Consider the following 16,325-nt stretch of genomic DNA (forward strand, 5'->3'; position numbering starts at 1 on the left):
CTGCCGCTCACCCGGCAGCGGGTTTTTTTATGCCCGTCACGCAGGGACAGGCGATAACCATGCGGCGCACGGCAGTATTCGATGGGCTTGCGCCAGATCAGCTAAAATGATTCCACCAATACATTGAAACGGGAGTTCTCATGGCAAGCAAGAAACCGAGCAAAGTGGCAAAGATCGACATCGGCATTTCCGAGGCGGACCGCGCGAAGATCGCGGAAGGCCTGTCCGGCCTGCTGGCCGACAGCTACACCTTGTACCTGATGACCCATAATTTTCACTGGAACGTCAAGGGGCCGATGTTCAACACCCTGCATCTGATGTTCATGACGCAATACACGGAGCAGTGGGCTGCACTGGACCTGATCGCCGAGCGCATTCGCGCCCTTGGCTATCCTGCGCCCGGCACCTACAAGGAGTTCGTCAAGCTGGCCTCGATCAAGGAAATTGACGGCGTGCCGCCGGCGCTGGACATGGTCAGCCACCTGGTATCGGCCCAGGAAGCGACCGCGCGCACGGCGCGCCGCCTGTTCCCTTTGCTGGAAAAGGCCAATGACCAGCCGACGGCCGACCTGATCACGCAGCGCCTCGATTTGCATGAAAAGACGGCATGGATGTTGCGCAGCCTGCTGGAAGAGTAATTGCCGGGCCTGCGGCGCTAATTCGCCCCTGCCTATTGACGCCATCAGGAATTGCGTTAGACTGCTTGTATATAGGTGTTTGGCAAGAATAATATCAGGCAGTCATACGCATTAAACCCCGTCGCTTATATAGGCTGCGGGGTTTTTTATTTTCGGATTCGCAAAGATGGAGGCATCATGGCTGAATGGGTAGGCTGGTTTGTGGCGGCAGGCGCGGTATTGATCCTGGAACTGTTTACGGGCACGTTTTATTTGCTGATGATCGCCATCGGCATCAGTGCCGGAGGACTGGTGGCGCTGGCGGGCGGCAATGGCGGCTGGCAAGCCCTGACGGCGGCCATTGTCGGCGTGGCGGCCACCCTGTTATTGCGGCGCAGCCGTTTTGGCAAGGCGGCACGGCGCGACGCTGCGCAGGATCCGAATGTGAATCTCGATATCGGCCAAAGCGTGGCGGTCGCGCATTGGGTCGATGGCGCGGCGCGCGTCATGTACCGCGGCGCCTTGTGGGATGTGGAACTGATTCCCGGCAGCGATACGCAGGCCGGTCATTACACCATACGTGCCGTGCGTGGCAGCCGTTTGATTGTTGAATAACCTGGAGAGTAGATTATGGAAGTAAGCACTGGAAGCGTGTCGCTGATCTTGTTATTGCTGGCATTGGTATTTGTCTTCAAGACGGTCAATGTGGTGCCGCAGCAGCATGCCTGGGTGGTGGAACGCCTGGGCAAGTTCCATGCGGTATTGGGCCCTGGCCTGAATATCGTCGTGCCTTTTGTTGACCGCATCGCTTACAAGCACGTGCTCAAGGAAATTCCGCTCGACGTGCCGCCGCAGGTGTGCATTACGCGCGACAATACGCAATTGCAGGTCGATGGCATTCTGTATTTCCAGATTACCGATGCCATGCGTGCTTCATATGGCTCGTCGAATTATATTGCCGCCATTACGCAACTGGCGCAAACGACCTTGCGTTCGGTGATCGGTAAAATGGAACTCGACAAGACATTTGAAGAACGCGACCATATCAATACGGCCATCGTGAATGCCATCGATGAATCGGCGGCGAATTGGGGCGTCAAGGTATTGCGCTATGAAATCAAGGATTTGACGCCACCCAAGGAAATCCTGCATGCGATGCAGGCGCAGATTACGGCCGAACGCGAAAAGCGCGCCTTGATTGCCGCTTCGGAAGGGCGCAAGCAGGAGCAGATCAATATCGCCAGCGGTGAGCGCGAAGCGGCCATTGCCCGCTCTGAAGGCGAGAAGCAGGCGTCGATCAACCGTGCCGAAGGCCAGGCTACGGCCATCGTCGCGCTGGCGCAGGCCAGCGCCGAAGCGCTGCGCCAGGTGGGCGCGGCCATACGTGAGCCGGGCGGGGAAGATGCCGTCAACCTGAAAGTGGCAGAGCAGTATGTGGGCGCGTTCGCGCAATTGGCGAAAACAAATAACTCGATTATCGTGCCGGCCAATCTGGGCGATATGAGCGGTTTGATCGCCACGGCGATGCAGGTGGTAAAAACGCAGAAGCCGAAAGGTGGCGTGGCTATTCCCTGATTTCCGCTGGGTGGGTGAATAGCAAATCCGTAGCAAGTTTTTCGTCAAAACTGCCCGCCGTATCGCGGGCAGTTTTCATTTGTGCTGCTGGAATATATGCTGGCAGCAGGGTTCGAGTATCTTCGCTTTGAATCAGCATCGTTGAAAAATATTCTCTTTATGCTATGCTGTGCGCACTTTCGGGATTATATGCTGTCGTGCGATGCTTATCTTTTTGTTTGAAACAGAATCTGCTGCTCATGCATGGCGATGATCGTGCGATATCCGCGACGGATGCATGGGTAGTGTTTGGTAGCCGATGCATAATTGGCGATAGTATTGCTCCCGTGTGTATTTTGAATTGCAATTTATAATTACTATAAATTGCAATGAAACAAAAAGTGCTGCAAAATAAATACTGCCGATGGTGGTATTGACTCGCAATCGCACAAGGCAGGGAAGTCGGCGCAGACAGTCGGACCAGCGCGATGTCCGCTCCCTGGAATGAAGACTTACATCATCTGAAGGTCGGGGAAGTCGGGTTTTTGGTAAAAGAATTGTAAAAAACAATCAAATCTCAAGAAAAATCACCTCAGTCGCGTTACAATTGGATAGAATTTAACTGTTTAGTTATATTTTTCAACTCACACAAGGAAATATCATGGATCTGTCCAGCTTATCCCTGTCCGAACTGCGCACCTTGCAGGACGACATCAAGAAGCAAATGAAGAAACGCGAACAAGACGATCTGTCCAAAGCGCGCGAGCAAATCCTGGCAATCGCCCAGAGCGTTGGCGTTTCCGTAAAAGATCTGGTTGGCACGGGTATCCGCGCTAAAACCGGTACGGTCGCAGTACGCTATCGCAATCCGGACGATGCTACGCAGCAATGGACTGGCCGTGGCCGTCAACCGAAATGGGTCAAAGAGTGGACCGATTCGGGCAAGTCGCGTGATCTGCTGAAGGTTTAAAAACCGTTCATTCGGATGCTTGTCCTGTGGAGTAGTACAGGTGTAGTACAAGGCAGCATGCAAGCATCCGGAACTTTCCTGATTAATCGTCTTTGGCCAGGCAGGCAAAGCTGATTTACATCGCTTATCTTCACGGTATTTTCGCTAATACCCTTCTTGTTTCTCCGGTATCTCTTCCTTTTTCTGTTTTTATCCTATTGCGCAGTGCGTTTTCCGTTTGCCGCAGGTGCATGCAAAATAAAACCCGGCATATAGCCGGGCTTGATGGTATTGGCGCAGCATGCTGCGCGTGATGCCGGATCAGCGGCGGTGCGACTTCATTGCCGCCTGCACTTCGCGCGCGCCATCGCGGTCGCGTTCCGCTGCCCGCTTGTCGTGCTGTTTCTTGCCCTTGGCCAGGCCGATTTCGCATTTCACGCGGCCGCCCTTGTAGTGCAGGTTGAGCGGCACCAGGGTATAGCCGGAGCGTTCCACCTTGCCGATCAGTTTATCCATTTCCGTGCGGTGCAGCAGCAGCTTGCGCGTGCGTACGGCTTCCGGGTGGATGTGGGTGGAGGCGGTCGGCAGGGCGCTGATATGCGCGCCGAACAGGAAGAGCTCATCGCCGCGGACGACGACGTAGGCTTCCTTGATTTGTACGCGGGCGTCGCGGATGGCTTTGACTTCCCAGCCTTCCAGCACGATGCCGGCTTCGTAGCGATCCTCGATAAAGTAGTCGTGGAAGGCTTTTCTGTTGTCTGCTATGGTCATGAGATGGTAAATGTGCGCGGGTCGGTTAAACTACTGTCTCGCGCAAGCGCGATAAAATCAAATGTATCCAACATCATAGCAAATGGTTCTTCAATGGCAGTAGTACATAAATCAGTTTTTCTCGGCTATAGCGCCGAACAAATGTTCGCGCTGGTGGCGGCGGTGGAGGATTATCCCAAATTCCTGCCCTGGTGCGGTGCGGTCGAGATTCGCGAGCGGGGCGAGAACACGGTCGTCGCCAGCGTGGGCATACATTACCACGGCGTGCGCCAAAGCTTCACCACGTCCAACGAGAACGTGCCGCCGACTTCCATCAAAATGAAGCTGGTGGACGGTCCTTTCAAGACCCTCGACGGCGTGTGGACCTTCAAGGCCCTGCGCGAAGATGCGTGCAAGATCGAACTGGACCTGCACTACGAGTTTTCCAGCCGCGTGCTCGAGCAGATCATCGGCCCCGTCTTCGGCATGATCGCCAACAGCATGGTCGATTCCTTCTGCAAGCGCGCGGAGACTGTGTATGGCTGAGGCCAACATCGAGGTGCAAGTCTGCCACGCCTTACCCGATAGCAGTTTTCTGCGCTCACTGAAGGTGCCTGCAGGTACCACCATCGAGCAGGCGCTGGCGCTGAGCGGCTTGCTGCAGGACATTCCGGGCATCGACCTGGCCGTGAACATGGTTGGCATCTATGGCAAGAAGAAGCCGCTCGATACCATCCTGCGCGAGCATGACCGGGTGGAAGTGTACCGGCCTTTGCAGGCGGACCCAAAAGAAGCGCGCCGGCGCAGGGCTGGCGGCAAGCCTGCCAAGGGCTGAGCGGGTAGGGCGGCCGCCGCGCGGCCGTTGCCTGGCGAGCGCCATTTTTTGCTATTTTCAAATATCTTTTCTATGCTGCAAGGACGGAGGGCGCTTTTTTCTGTATAATCTGCTTTTGCGCCAATAGGAAATGCTATGCGTCTACTTCAAAAAGCACTCACATTCGATGACGTGCTGCTCGTCCCAGCCTACTCCAACGTTCTGCCCGCCGATACGTCCCTCAAAACTCGCCTGACCCGCAATATCACCCTGAATATTCCCTTGCTGTCCGCAGCCATGGATACGGTGACGGAAGCCCGTCTGGCCATCGCGATGGCCCAGGAAGGCGGCATCGGCATCATCCACAAGAATTTGAATCCGAAGGACCAGGCACGTGAAGTGGCCCGCGTAAAGCGTTTCGAAGCTGGCGTGTTGCGTGATCCGATCACGATTCCGCCGGAAATGAAAATCCGCGACGTGATCGCCCTGACGGAGCAATATGGCATCAGCGGTTTCCCTGTCGTCAAAGGCAAGGAAGTCGTCGGCATCATCACCAACCGCGATTTGCGCTTTGAAAAGGAACTCGACGCGGAAGCTTCCGCCAAGATGACCCCGCGCGAAAAACTCGTGGTCGTCAACGAAGACGCCGATACGGCCGAAGCCAAGCGCCTGATGAACAAGCACCGCCTCGAGCGCGTGCTGGTCGTCAACGACGCGTTTGAACTGCGCGGCCTGATCACCGTCAAGGATATCCAGAAGTCGACTTCCCACCCGTTCGCGTCGAAAGACAGCCAGGGCAAGCTGCTGGTCGGCGCTGCCGTCGGCGTCGGCGCCAAGGATGAAGAGCGCATCGACCTGCTGGTCGCCGCCGGTGTCGACGTGCTGGTGGTCGACACGGCCCACGGCCACTCGCAAGGCATCCTTGACCGCGTACGCTGGATCAAGACCAAGTACCCGCAAGTGGAAGTGATTGGCGGCAACATCGCGACCGCCGCCGCCGCCAAGGCGCTGGTGGAATACGGCGCCGATGCCGTCAAGGTCGGCATCGGTCCTGGCTCGATCTGCACCACGCGTATCGTCGCCGGTGTGGGCGTGCCGCAAATCACGGCTATCTCGAATGTTGCCGAAGCACTGGAAGGCACGGGCGTGCCATGTATCGCCGATGGCGGTATCCGCTTCTCGGGCGATATCTCGAAAGCGCTGGCCGCTGGCGCCTCGACCGTCATGATGGGCTCCATGTTTGCCGGTACGGAAGAAGCACCGGGCGAAGTGATCCTGTACCAGGGCCGCAGCTACAAGTCGTACCGTGGCATGGGTTCGCTGGGCGCGATGTCCGATGGTTCGGCTGACCGTTATTTCCAGGACGCCACCATGAAGGCCGACAAGTTCGTGCCTGAAGGTATCGAAGGCCGCGTTGCCTACAAGGGCAGCGTGCTGGCGATCATCTTCCAGCTGGTGGGCGGCGTGCGTCAATCGATGGGTTACTGCGGTTGCGCCACCATCGACGAACTGCGCGAAAAAGCGGAATTCGTGGAAATCACCTCGGCCGGCATGCGCGAGTCGCACGTCCATGATGTGCAGATCACGAAAGAAGCGCCAAACTACCGTTCAGAGTAATTAGCGACAGACCAGACCGGCGCCTAGTGCGCCGGTTTTGTAATGACCTCAGATAAAGTCCCCATCATGCATTCTAAAATCCTCATTCTCGATTTCGGTTCCCAAGTCACCCAGTTGATCGCCCGCCGCGTGCGCGATTCCGGCGTGTTTTCCGAAGTCTTCCCGTATGACGTCAGCGACGAATTCGTGCGCAACTATGGCGCCGCCGGCGTGATCCTGTCGGGCAGCCACAATTCGACCCTGGACGGCGATTCGCCGCGCGCGCCGCAAGCCGTGTTCGAGCTGGGCGTTCCCGTGCTGGGCATCTGCTACGGCATGCAAACCATGGCGGCCCAGCTGGGCGGCAAGGTGGAAAACGGCCTGGTGCGTGAATTCGGCTACGCCGAAGTGCGCGCCCGCAGCCACACCAAGTTGCTCAACGGCATTGCCGACTTCGTCACCGACGAAGGCCACGGCATGCTGAAAGTGTGGATGAGCCATGGCGACAAGGTCCTGGAAATGCCGCCAGGCTTCAAGCTGATGGGCAATACCCCGAGCTGCCCGATCGCCGCCATGGCCGACGAAGAGCGCCAGTTCTACGGCGTGCAATTCCATCCGGAAGTGACGCACACGGTGCAGGGCAAGGCCATGCTCGGCCGTTTCGTGCATGAAATCTGCGGCTGCAAGTCGGACTGGAACATGCCTGATTACATCAGCGAAGCGGTGGAAAAAATCCGCGAGCAAGTCGGTACCGATGATGTCATCCTGGGCCTGTCCGGCGGCGTCGATTCGTCCGTCGCGGCAGCGCTGATCCACCGTGCCATCGGCGACCAGCTGACCTGCGTCTTCGTCGACCACGGCCTGCTGCGCCTGGACGAAGGCAAGATGGTGATGGACATGTTCGCCAAGAACCTGGGCGTGAAAGTCATCCGCGTCGATGCGGAAGAGCAGTTCATGGGCCACCTGGCCGGCGTGACCGACCCCGAGCAAAAGCGCAAGATCATCGGCCGCGAATTCGTCGAAGTCTTCCAGGTCGAATCGGGCAAGCTGGTCAATGCCAAATGGCTGGCGCAAGGCACGATCTACCCGGACGTCATCGAATCGGCCGGCAAAGGTAAAAAAGGCCAGACCATCAAGAGCCACCACAACGTGGGCGGCTTGCCGGACACCATGAAGCTGAAATTGCTCGAGCCGCTGCGCGAACTGTTCAAAGACGAAGTGCGTAAACTCGGCGTGGCCCTGGGCTTGCCGCATGACATGGTCTACCGCCACCCATTCCCGGGTCCTGGCCTGGGCGTGCGCATCCTTGGCGAGGTCAAGAAAGACTACGCCGACCTGCTGCGCCGCGCAGACGCAATCTTCATCGAAGAACTGCGCAACACGCCATATGAGCCGGTCGTGGTTCCTGGCTTCGACCAGGATAGCGTGCCGACCAACTGGTACGAAGCGACGAGCCAGGCGTTTGCCGTCTTCCTGCCCGTCAAATCGGTGGGCGTGATGGGCGATGGCCGCACCTACGAGTACGTGGTGGCCCTGCGCGCCGTGCAAACGCAAGACTTCATGACGGCCCACTGGGCGCACCTGCCGCACAGCTTGCTGGGCAAGGTCTCCAACCGCATCATCAATGAAGTGCGCGGCATCAACCGTGTCGTCTACGATATCTCGGGCAAGCCGCCGGCGACCATCGAGTGGGAGTGAGTTGAGGTTGTTCGGGGTCTATCGAGTACTATCGAAAAGTGACGTAAGTTGTTGATTTTTAATAATTTACGTCTCGATAGCTAGCGCTAGCTATCGACCCCAAGCAATCGGCAGCGGCAAGTCCCCAGCCATGGAGACGCAGCGCGAAAAACGCCGTCTGACCGAGGCCAAGCATTTCGGTATGAAAGACTTTCCTCGTTGCGCCATTTATCACTCCCGTTCCAGCGCCTCCTGCTCGGCGACGAACTTGGCTTCACGCATCGCCTGTCCCAATTCAGGCCATCCTGCTGCACAAGCGAAGTGGTAAATACGATCCACGGTCCGTGCTGAGGCCCTAACCCGCACTTTCAAGGGCACATCCGCTGGCGACATACCGTAAGGCTGCAGGGCAAAACCCGCCGTCCTGGCTACGGCCGCGATCGTGGAGGCGATCCGAAATCCCCCCTCATCAACGTCACCCCAGTGATTTATCGGCGTGGTCGGCGGCAGGCTCCCCAGCAGACGCCTGTACATTGCCCGCCAGGCCGGTGAAGGCATGCCCGCTGTGTAGATCAGAAGCACCTTGTCGTCTTGCCGGCGTTTAGCCTTACTGTGAAACGTGGTCTTGTTCTCGATGGTGATGACTTCAAGGACCTCGCTGGCCACCCCCTGAATGGTTGCCGCTGGCAGGCCCATGTAGGGCGCGTCAATCAAACCGGTGGAGCGATCCCGCGCGATGTGCACGTGGCCGGCCAACAGCACGGGATGCTCTTCCCGGAACAAGCCCAGTTCCTGCCAGACCTGGGCCGCAGCCCTTGGGCTGTCCTCAACGCTGCCACTCAGCAGGATGTCGAGCTGGGTTGTGAGCGCCTCAATCCGCTTGCTGTCTAGAAACAGTCCCGCGCTGAATTCACGCACCGGGGCGGCAATCGCGTCCTGGCTGCGCGCTGCGCAGGCCCAGATGGTCTTGGCTGCATCGATCCAGGCGCCTGCGTCTTGCGGGCTCAGCCCGCGCACCTTGGCCATCCCGGTCCAGCGTCCAATTACCTCCAGGATCACTGGGAACTCCGCTTTCAATGACTCCAGCTGTTCAATGGACTGAGTCAGCTGGTCGGCATAGGTACTTCGCCCCAAAAATCTGGCCAGCGCCTGCACGTCCACCAGATCAATACGCTCAAACAGTCCATCTTTAGGGTTCAGCTTGTCACGCTGCAAAGTGACGGCCCCGGCGTCGCGCGCGGCCAGAAACGTCTCATCGCATTCCTGTTTGTGCTGCCAGCTCCGCAGTCCGCTGTAGGGCTTCAAATGCGCGGCTGTCAATGCGGGTGCGCGCGCTCGTGCGCCGGCGGCGTGTTTGTTGCCCGCATCCAGTAGCTTAGCCAGCAAATCTTTGGCGATGGTGTCTGCGCTCATGGTGTGGCGGCTGCTGCAGGTCGAGCAACAGGCTCCTGGCGGACAGCCAGTAGCTCCGCTTCTAGAAGCTCGGGGTGGTACTCCCACATGTCCTCTCGGAACTGCTCCCGCATGGCTTCGCTGACTTGGCGCTCTTCCACCTGGATCACGTGGCGGGTTTCATCCTTCATGATTTCGAAATAGCGATGCAGGAAGGCTGTCAGCGTCGGCAGGTTTTCTCCCGGGCTGGCCAGCAGCACTTGCAGTCCGAGCTTTTCGAGGTAGCGCATGGTGGCCACGATGTTAGGCGTGTCCATTTTGTCGAAAGCTTCGTCCAAGAGGATGAGCCGCAGGCCGTCCTGGTTGCTCTCATCCATGCGGTAGGCCGAGGACAGTGCGGCGCCGGCAATCACGTACAGCGGCGCCCGATGCTCACCTCCGGAACCGGGACCAATGCGTTTGCTCAGATGCCCGATGGTCTTGGTGGCACCAGTGACCGGGTCGTCGGTTTCGATCTCGATGTCGAACTCGAAGAACTCCCGATAGTCATCCAGCGGACTCTTGACCGCCGCATTGCCTGTGGTGGCCTTCTCCCGCAGCAGCTCTTCGAACTGGGCAGGGATGGCCCCGGGATCTCCAAACAGCCCGCCATCGGCGCCAAAGTCGGCGATGTTTTCAATGAATTTCTTCAGCGGCAGCAAGTCAGGACGGACCTTGGCTTGGAACTGGTATCTTTCACCATTGGTGAAGGCGGGCGAGGCCTTGAGCGCATCGTTCAAGCGCTTGAACGTGGTGGTCTGGTATTTGAGATTGGCGTGCAGGGCCAGCGCCACGTCCTGTCGGAATGTGTTCTGCGACGCAAGGTAGGCTTCTTGGGCCTGCTCCTTGTACTGCGGCAGCTCCGTGTTCTGCAGTCTTGCGACTTGCTGCTCCATCCAGGCCTTGGCCTTGCGCCAGTCGGACGTCACCTCATCGCTGACGGCTTCGCGGTGGTCGGTCAGGAAGGTCCCCAGTAGTGTCTGTGCCGGGCCCAGGTTGCGCACCATGGCTGTATTGCAGCGCTTGGATTGGGATTCGCAGTGGTCCGTCATGGCCTGGTAATTCTCGCCGAATTGCTCCAGCAGTTGGTCCCAGCGATCCGACGCAAAGCCAGGGACATAGTCGGCATGGCCGCGGCAAGCCTCGTGGGAAGTTCGCTTGCCTTTGAGCTCAAGCAGCTTGGCTTGGCAGTCAGTGGTCAAGCTGTCAAGTATCGTCTGAGCCCGAACAACGGCATCCCGGGCGTTCCGGGCATTAATTTCAACCTGTGGCTTGCGTTCCTGCAGCGCAAGTAGCTTTGCGCAAATAGCCTGGTATTCGGCACCGGTGCTGCCCGAGATACGCTGGTTGGCAAGCTCTTTCTCTGCGAGCGCCTCGCTCAGCTGTACCGCGTATCCGAGCAGCAGGCGCCGGGTCTCCGGCGACGACAAACTCTGCACGGCCTGACGGATGCGGTCGATGAACCCTTCACGCTCGCGTAGCTCGACAACCTTTCTGGTCAAGACACGGGACTCAGCCCTGAGTCCGTCGACCTGGCCCCTGGCACCGGCGCCGATCTGCAGGTCCGCTTCAGGTACCAGTCTCAACCGTTCAAAATCTCCGGGCCCCACCAGCATGCCGTCCAGGGTCAGCGTCCGTTCGCCCCGCAGCGCCTCCTGGGCGGTATTGGCGCGCTTGAGGTTACCCAGCTTGCCACGCAGGTAGGCCACCGCCACCTGGTTGCTGCCCTGTATCAGGCTGGCCACCGTGTCGGCGGCCGGTTGGCCATGTCCAGAGCGTGCTCTGTCCGAGCGAGCGATCTTGACGCCATAGATGGTCCGCTTGCCTTGCAAGGACCGATAGATGTCGAAGGCTTTGTCCTCTTCTTCCTTGTCCCGCAACAGGATGGCCTCCACATTCCTGCCCAGGTAGGCTTCGATGGCCGGTTGCCACTGCGGATCTGTCACCTTCACTAGGTCACAGACGGGGGTAGGGTGCAGTCCATGGTCTGAGAACTCATGCATCAGCCGAGCCGTAGGGTCACTCACCTGCGTGCGGTTGGTGTTGGCGCGCTCCATGCCCAATCCAATGGTCTTGAGCCGCTCCGTCGCGGTCCGGATCTGCTCCTTGACGTCGTCGTGCTCTGCATCCAGGTGTGTGGCCACAGTCTTCAACGTTTCCGCCAGGCCCAGGATGATCTGTCCCAGCCCATCCTGGTCAACTTGGTTCTGCTCCCGTGAGAACTGGCCAAGCTGCTGGGCGGTCAGCGCAAGCGCCGGCTGCCACTGGGCCAACAGATCGTTGGCGCTGGCGTTTTGAAGCAGCTGCTGGAAGTTGCCCAGCTCTCTCTTCAGGTCGGTTTCCCGGCGGGTGGTTTTTTCCTGGGCCAGTGCCAGATCTCGCTGGGCGCCCGCATTCTCTGCATGGTCGGCATGGGCGAATTGAAGGCCGGTCAGCTGGGCCACCTCGCTACTCCAGGTCTGCAGCACTCCATCGGCGGTCTCGCTGGCCTGGTTGGACTTCCCGACCACTTCTTCCTGCGCAAACTTCTCAGCCGTCAGTTTTTCATGAGCGGCATTGCTCAGTTCGTACGCAGCGGACGCTTGCAGACCGGTCCAGGTGACGGACTTCCGGGCCTCAATCAGCGCCGCGTCAAAGTTCTTGGTCACCTCCAAGCCCTGGGCGATCTTCTGCTCGACGCTTTCGACCAGCTGGTTGATCCGCTTGAAGGTGTCCACCAGCTGCTTGAACTTGGCGATGTTAGTAGGCCGGTCCTCCAGGACATCCTGGCGAACAATCTGGTCCACCGATTTGGAAAAGCTCATGCGCAGCGCGAAGCGGAAGGCCCGCGCAAATGCGTCGTACGACGCGGGGCCAGCCTTGCCGCGCAGCATGAACAGCACTTGTTTGACATAGCTTGCGCCGTCATCGAATAGAGGGTCCTCACCGGTGACCTTGGACCGCTCCAGCAACCGGTGCCGAAAGCTGCTCCACGGCAGCGGCATGGTTGCCCCGTCCACCGTCTGCAGGTGATCGGACATGGACAGTTCCACGCCGCGAATGACATAGCGCCCCAGCACCTTCTCCGCCTCATTGCCGAGTGAGGCCTCTATGCACACGCCCATGGAAACCGGCTCATTGGTCTCCGTGTCGCGCCAGACTAGCGTGATGTAGGTGGTGGCCTGCGGCCGCGCGCACTGTTCAATGGTGTCGCCGTACTGCCCAAGGCAGTAGGACCGCAAGGTGCGGCTCTGGTGCGACTTGGCATCGGCCTGGGCATTGAAGTGCATCAGGTTTTTGTTGGCGCCCATCATGGCGATCTGCACGGCATCGAGCATCGAACTCTTGCCGCTGCCGTTGCGACCGAACAGACCGGTGATCTCTTCCAGACGGAATTCCTGCTGCTCGTATAGCAGGAACTGCACCAGTTTGACGCTCTCAAGCCGCTTCATCGTTCAACTCCTGGTTTTCTTTGATCGCCATAGACTCGCTGGCGCCAGCAGCACCATCTGCATTCGCCTCATCCCTGGCTGCTCCCCACTGCGCCAACCGTATCAAGGCAGTCTCTCCCAGCACGTCGACGATGGCCGGGCGGATGGCCACGCCGCCAGCCGCCAGCTCCTGCAAGGAGGTGAGATGGCCGCTGTCATCGTCTTCCAGGCGTCTGGCGATGCCCCAACGCTTGGCTGCGCGCAACAACGTGTCGAGCTCACCGCGCGTTGGCAGGTCGCGCCCAGTCATGAGATGGAACTTTTCCTGCAGCTCGATGTAGTCGCACAGGACCTCGCCGTCTTCGGTGAGCCCGCCGGCGCGCACGCCTTCGTCATACAGGCCGCGCAGCACCAGGGCAAACAGCGTCTGAGCCACGGTCGCGGTACCGGCTTTTGCATGCCGCGGCAGGGCCGTGACATAACGCAGCTGACGGTTGATCGACAAGGACACCCCAAATGGGACCAGGACCTTGACGAACTCGCGCTCGTAGAGGTCCAGGATGGCATAAGTCACTCGGCTGCTGCGGTCGGAGTGGTAGATCACCTGTTCGGCCACCAGCCGGTAGGCGGCGGTCTCAAAGTCTTCGACGGTATAGATGCCATCCAGCCGACTGGCCAGATCCTCCCAATCCCGTTGGTTGCTCATTTGGTCTCCCTGTTTTTGGTCCGGCGTTTGCGCCAGCTCAGTGAAAATGGCTTGCCGCTCAAATACGGGTGTTCGGCGGCTTCGTCGCTGGTGTAGCGCAGCTCTATGCCCGGGGCTGACGCCCGGCCTTCCATTTCCAGCCTAACGATCCGGGAGTTGGTGGCCATGGCCACGCTGGTCAGGGCCTGAAATGCACGCAAGTCCTCAATGGATCCGCAAGGCAGGACGTCACTGCTGATGGTGATTGTGTCTTGCAGCACTTTCTCGGCATAGGCACGCAGCTTCATGGGTGTGATGGACCGGCGCTCCTGGGCACGGCGCACCAGGTTCCCAATTGCGCGCGTGCGGTCGGAGATGATCACCTGGCGCAAAGGCGTGGGCGCCAGCCGTGGCGCATCCTTGCGTGGTTGCGCCAGGCGGCCGCCACCCATCAGGGCATCTGGTGGGAACACAGGCGCAACCTCGAGGTCGGGATTGGCAATCAATCGGTCCATGGTTTGACGAAGCAGGTTGTCGATGGGGCGGATTGCGCGCAGCTTATATTCCAGGAAGGCCAGCGCGCGCCTGTTGGCGCTGCGGATCTCTTCGTCCAGGCGCTCCAGGTACTCCTCGATTCGGTCGAGTTCGTAAAGGCGATGCAGGTCGCGCTGGAACGCGGCCTGGCCTTTTTTATCGTCTCCGCTGCAAAGGCGGTTCACGTACCAGTCCAGCAAGCGACTACGGTGGTCAGGCTCTGTGTCTATGTCTGCGACGGCGTCCAGGATCTGCTGGCGCTTCGACAGCGGATGCTCCCGTGTGTGCAGTTCCTGGTAGTCGCCGATGAAAACCTGCTGGATATAGTCCTGGAAGAAGGTCCGGACATATCGGGCGGTGGTGGGCTGCGCGCCTATGGCCGCCATGAGGTCGCGCACGTTGGTGCCGGTGTTCCGGATGTAGACCAACAGGTTGCGACATTGTTCAGCCGCCTCGCGCAGCAGGTCGCCGCTGGCAACGCCCTTGTGCACTTGCGCCACGGCGGCGTCGATCGAGCGGATCTTGCCCGAAACGAAGACCGGGCCCGTCTCTGCAAAGTTGATCAGCTGCGTCAGCAACTGGCCCACGGCCGGCGCCATGCTGACGGTTTTTTCGATACCGTACTTCTCCAAGCGGAACCAGCCCGCGTCGAGCAAGCGGTTGAAGATACCAATGGCCCGGATGTTTAGTGGCGTGTCGTGTTGGTCGCCGGACTCCGGCTGCCATTCGTTGGCATATTTTAGGTGGTCTTCGATCTCCTGGGTGATCTCGCGCTGCAGGAATCCATAGCTGGGCGGCAGAGGCGCGTCGGGACCGAATCGCCGACGGTGCAGATGGCACAGCAACGCCCAGTACCCGTGACGGTTCTGCGATGCCAGCGGACCGAACAGGCGTTCCGGGATGCGCTGGAAGAGCGCCATGGAAGCCGGGGTTAAGCTAGGAACAGCCATTTGCGCACCTCCTCGACGTTCTCCACCGCCAGCTGGTACTCAGGCGGCAATTCCTTGGTTACGTCCAGGGCCAGTCGCAGCTCCTGGACCAGGTAGGGCAGTAGGGCGCCGCGACAGCTGTGCACGCGCGCAGCGGCCCCGTCGAAATATTCGCTGCGAACCAGGTCCTGCTGGCTGGGCGTCAGCTTGGGATGCGCCTGGATGCACACTTTCACCACGACGTTCCATTTGGCGTCTCCTGCAACCGTGGACTCGGCCTTCTGGTCCAGCATGGTGAGCTTTGCGATACGCCCCAGCACGAAATCGCGGAAGTCACCGGTTTCCAGGCAGTAGCCACGCATATGCCAGCGCCGGCCGGCCTGGACCAGGCTGTGCGGCTCCACGTTCCGCAGGTGCGGCTCGGGGGTGCGCATGGAGCGGTATTCCAGCTTCAGTCGCGTGCCCTGTTCGACAGCAAGGCGGATGCGGGAGAAGGTATGGGGGTTGACCTGGGAGAAGCCCCAAGGGGCCACGGCGACCGGGCCGGCACCCGGGGCGAGGTCCGCATGAATGTCCGCCTCTGCCAGGTAGGCCGCTAGGCTCAGATCGGATGTACCAGCCTTGAGCTCAACCTGGGTCTTCTTGTAGGCGGCTGGGGTGACAAAGTAAGACTTGCTTTTGCTGTCCCATTCGAACCAGTCGGGAGTTTCTTCGCGGATTTCCCTGAGGAGCTGGCTCACCCGTATGCCGCTCAGACCGAGGACGTCCATTAGCCGACCTCGGCTCAGGCGTCCCTCCCATAGAGCCATGCGACGCATGACTTTATAGCGGTTTTTTCGAGAAGATTGGCCAGACTCATCGCGTTCGGCTTTGACGGTATACATTTCAATATCATATATTAAAATATATGATATTGAAATGTATACAGGTAAGGCGCGCTGCTTGACGCAAGGCCTGCATATCTGTCTGGAAGCGATTTTCTCCAAAAGCGGTCATCTGCCTCCGCCTCGCAATGACGGTCGAGTGGCGCGCGTATAGGTTCAATCTGCAACAGATAATCCTGCAATTTTAAGGAGTAGGAATGCCGCCTTGGACACACAGATCAGAGCACAGGGCTTCACGTCGCTTCCACCCAAAGTGGTCGTTCCTACACGTACACCAAAACTACGATAAGAGAATTCTGTGATTGAGAGACAGTTTAATAACTTAGCGGAAATTTAGTCGATGCAGCAGCAACGATCCCATGGTCAGATAGATCATGTTTTCCGACACGTCAACGCCCGAGGTCACGTCAACGCCCGGGGTCAGGTCCGCTATTCGTACACGATCTCAGCCTTGGTCGTCTCGATCTGCAGCAGGTTGCGCTTTACTAAATGCCG

The 16,325-nt window shown here is 59.0% G+C and carries 15 protein-coding genes; 8 read left to right on the forward strand and 7 right to left on the reverse strand.

Features of this window, described 5'->3' with window-relative positions:
- Window positions 1-140: 140 nt before the first annotated feature.
- The 3 genes from AC3IQ7_RS13955 to AC3IQ7_RS13965 all read left to right on the forward strand — a co-directional run bounded on the left by AC3IQ7_RS13955 (window position 141) and on the right by AC3IQ7_RS13965 (window position 2,192).
- On the forward strand, window positions 141-638 hold the full coding sequence (locus tag AC3IQ7_RS13955) for a Dps family protein (RefSeq protein WP_034752224.1): 498 nt from the start codon (window positions 141-143) through the stop codon (window positions 636-638).
- 177 nt (window positions 639-815) lie between these two features.
- The gene (locus AC3IQ7_RS13960; RefSeq protein WP_035818188.1) at window positions 816-1,232 is read left to right on the forward strand and encodes an NfeD family protein; all 417 of its coding nucleotides are present in this window, start codon (window positions 816-818) and stop codon (window positions 1,230-1,232) included.
- A 15-nt stretch (window positions 1,233-1,247) separates the two neighbouring features.
- On the forward strand, window positions 1,248-2,192 hold the full coding sequence (locus tag AC3IQ7_RS13965) for an SPFH domain-containing protein (protein WP_035818190.1): 945 nt from the start codon (window positions 1,248-1,250) through the stop codon (window positions 2,190-2,192).
- Here the strand turns inward: AC3IQ7_RS13965 and AC3IQ7_RS13970 are convergent.
- Window positions 2,182-2,331, reverse strand: coding sequence for a hypothetical protein (locus AC3IQ7_RS13970; protein ID WP_489210166.1), 150 nt, complete (start codon window positions 2,329-2,331; stop codon window positions 2,182-2,184). The two genes, AC3IQ7_RS13965 and AC3IQ7_RS13970, sit on opposite strands and share 11 nt — an antisense overlap.
- 501 nt (window positions 2,332-2,832) lie before the next feature.
- Here AC3IQ7_RS13970 and AC3IQ7_RS13975 point away from each other — a divergent pair.
- The gene (locus AC3IQ7_RS13975) at window positions 2,833-3,141 is read left to right on the forward strand and encodes an H-NS histone family protein (RefSeq protein WP_010397665.1); all 309 of its coding nucleotides are present in this window, start codon (window positions 2,833-2,835) and stop codon (window positions 3,139-3,141) included.
- Between the two features lie 300 nt (window positions 3,142-3,441).
- Here the strand turns inward: AC3IQ7_RS13975 and smpB are convergent, their stop codons facing one another.
- A complete protein-coding gene (gene smpB / locus AC3IQ7_RS13980) occupies window positions 3,442-3,891 on the reverse strand; it encodes an SsrA-binding protein SmpB (RefSeq protein ID WP_034752217.1) in 450 nt (149 codons plus the stop codon).
- Between the two features lie 93 nt (window positions 3,892-3,984).
- Between smpB and AC3IQ7_RS13985 the strand changes: the two genes are divergently transcribed.
- From AC3IQ7_RS13985 to guaA, 4 genes are all read left to right on the forward strand, one after another.
- Entirely contained in the window at window positions 3,985-4,416 is a 432-nt protein-coding gene (locus tag AC3IQ7_RS13985; protein ID WP_035818194.1) for a type II toxin-antitoxin system RatA family toxin, read from the forward strand.
- Window positions 4,409-4,705, forward strand: coding sequence for an RnfH family protein (locus tag AC3IQ7_RS13990; protein WP_099379855.1), 297 nt, complete (start codon window positions 4,409-4,411; stop codon window positions 4,703-4,705). Before AC3IQ7_RS13985 ends, AC3IQ7_RS13990 begins: the two co-directional genes overlap by 8 nt.
- A gap of 135 nt (window positions 4,706-4,840) precedes the next feature.
- Window positions 4,841-6,301: an IMP dehydrogenase gene (guaB, locus tag AC3IQ7_RS13995; RefSeq protein ID WP_099377100.1), complete on the forward strand. Its 1,461-nt coding sequence runs from the start codon at window positions 4,841-4,843 to the stop codon at window positions 6,299-6,301.
- A gap of 66 nt (window positions 6,302-6,367) precedes the next feature.
- Entirely contained in the window at window positions 6,368-7,978 is a 1,611-nt protein-coding gene (gene guaA, locus AC3IQ7_RS14000; protein ID WP_489210170.1) for a glutamine-hydrolyzing GMP synthase, read from the forward strand.
- Window positions 7,979-8,188: 210 nt separating this feature from the next.
- Here guaA and AC3IQ7_RS14005 read toward each other — a convergent pair whose 3' ends face one another.
- From AC3IQ7_RS14005 to AC3IQ7_RS14025, 5 genes are read right to left on the reverse strand one after another with little or no spacing between them, the layout of a single operon-like run.
- Window positions 8,189-9,370, reverse strand: a complete 1,182-nt coding sequence (locus AC3IQ7_RS14005) for a Wadjet anti-phage system protein JetD domain-containing protein (RefSeq protein ID WP_489210172.1) — start codon at window positions 9,368-9,370, stop codon at window positions 8,189-8,191.
- Window positions 9,367-12,819, reverse strand: coding sequence for an SbcC/MukB-like Walker B domain-containing protein (locus AC3IQ7_RS14010; RefSeq protein ID WP_489210174.1), 3,453 nt, complete (start codon window positions 12,817-12,819; stop codon window positions 9,367-9,369). The genes AC3IQ7_RS14005 and AC3IQ7_RS14010 overlap by 4 nt, the downstream gene beginning before the upstream one ends.
- Window positions 12,806-13,504 carry a DUF4194 domain-containing protein gene (locus tag AC3IQ7_RS14015; RefSeq protein ID WP_489210176.1) on the reverse strand — a complete coding sequence of 233 codons (699 nt, stop codon included), beginning with the start codon at window positions 13,502-13,504 and terminating at the stop codon, window positions 12,806-12,808. Before AC3IQ7_RS14015 ends, AC3IQ7_RS14010 begins: the two co-directional genes overlap by 14 nt.
- Window positions 13,501-14,967, reverse strand: a complete 1,467-nt coding sequence (locus AC3IQ7_RS14020) for a Wadjet anti-phage system protein JetA family protein (protein ID WP_489210178.1) — start codon at window positions 14,965-14,967, stop codon at window positions 13,501-13,503. The genes AC3IQ7_RS14015 and AC3IQ7_RS14020 overlap by 4 nt, the downstream gene beginning before the upstream one ends.
- Entirely contained in the window at window positions 14,949-15,830 is an 882-nt protein-coding gene (locus AC3IQ7_RS14025; RefSeq protein ID WP_489210180.1) for a WYL domain-containing protein, read from the reverse strand. Before AC3IQ7_RS14025 ends, AC3IQ7_RS14020 begins: the two co-directional genes overlap by 19 nt.
- Between the last annotated feature and the right edge of the window lie 495 nt (window positions 15,831-16,325).

It is taken from the genome of Janthinobacterium sp. GL_088, assembly GCF_057837845.1.

What these genes read in the sequence shown, in the direction of transcription:
- guaA (WP_489210170.1), top strand. Translation starts at nt 6,368, where the DNA reads ATGCATTCTAAAATCCTCATTCTCGATTTCGGTTCCCAAGTCACCCAG.
- AC3IQ7_RS13965 (WP_035818190.1), top strand. Translation starts at nt 1,248, where the DNA reads ATGGAAGTAAGCACTGGAAGCGTGTCGCTGATCTTGTTATTGCTGGCA.
- AC3IQ7_RS14025 (WP_489210180.1), bottom strand. Translation starts at nt 15,830, where the DNA reads ATGTATACCGTCAAAGCCGAACGCGATGAGTCTGGCCAATCTTCTCGA.
- AC3IQ7_RS13975 (WP_010397665.1), top strand. Translation starts at nt 2,833, where the DNA reads ATGGATCTGTCCAGCTTATCCCTGTCCGAACTGCGCACCTTGCAGGAC.
- AC3IQ7_RS14005 (WP_489210172.1), bottom strand. Translation starts at nt 9,370, where the DNA reads ATGAGCGCAGACACCATCGCCAAAGATTTGCTGGCTAAGCTACTGGAT.
- AC3IQ7_RS13960 (WP_035818188.1), top strand. Translation starts at nt 816, where the DNA reads ATGGCTGAATGGGTAGGCTGGTTTGTGGCGGCAGGCGCGGTATTGATC.
- AC3IQ7_RS13990 (WP_099379855.1), top strand. Translation starts at nt 4,409, where the DNA reads ATGGCTGAGGCCAACATCGAGGTGCAAGTCTGCCACGCCTTACCCGAT.
- AC3IQ7_RS14015 (WP_489210176.1), bottom strand. Translation starts at nt 13,504, where the DNA reads ATGAGCAACCAACGGGATTGGGAGGATCTGGCCAGTCGGCTGGATGGC.
- smpB (WP_034752217.1), bottom strand. Translation starts at nt 3,891, where the DNA reads ATGACCATAGCAGACAACAGAAAAGCCTTCCACGACTACTTTATCGAG.
- AC3IQ7_RS13955 (WP_034752224.1), top strand. Translation starts at nt 141, where the DNA reads ATGGCAAGCAAGAAACCGAGCAAAGTGGCAAAGATCGACATCGGCATT.
- AC3IQ7_RS14010 (WP_489210174.1), bottom strand. Translation starts at nt 12,819, where the DNA reads ATGAAGCGGCTTGAGAGCGTCAAACTGGTGCAGTTCCTGCTATACGAG.
- AC3IQ7_RS13970 (WP_489210166.1), bottom strand. Translation starts at nt 2,331, where the DNA reads ATGCTGATTCAAAGCGAAGATACTCGAACCCTGCTGCCAGCATATATT.
- AC3IQ7_RS13985 (WP_035818194.1), top strand. Translation starts at nt 3,985, where the DNA reads ATGGCAGTAGTACATAAATCAGTTTTTCTCGGCTATAGCGCCGAACAA.
- AC3IQ7_RS14020 (WP_489210178.1), bottom strand. Translation starts at nt 14,967, where the DNA reads ATGGCTGTTCCTAGCTTAACCCCGGCTTCCATGGCGCTCTTCCAGCGC.
- guaB (WP_099377100.1), top strand. Translation starts at nt 4,841, where the DNA reads ATGCGTCTACTTCAAAAAGCACTCACATTCGATGACGTGCTGCTCGTC.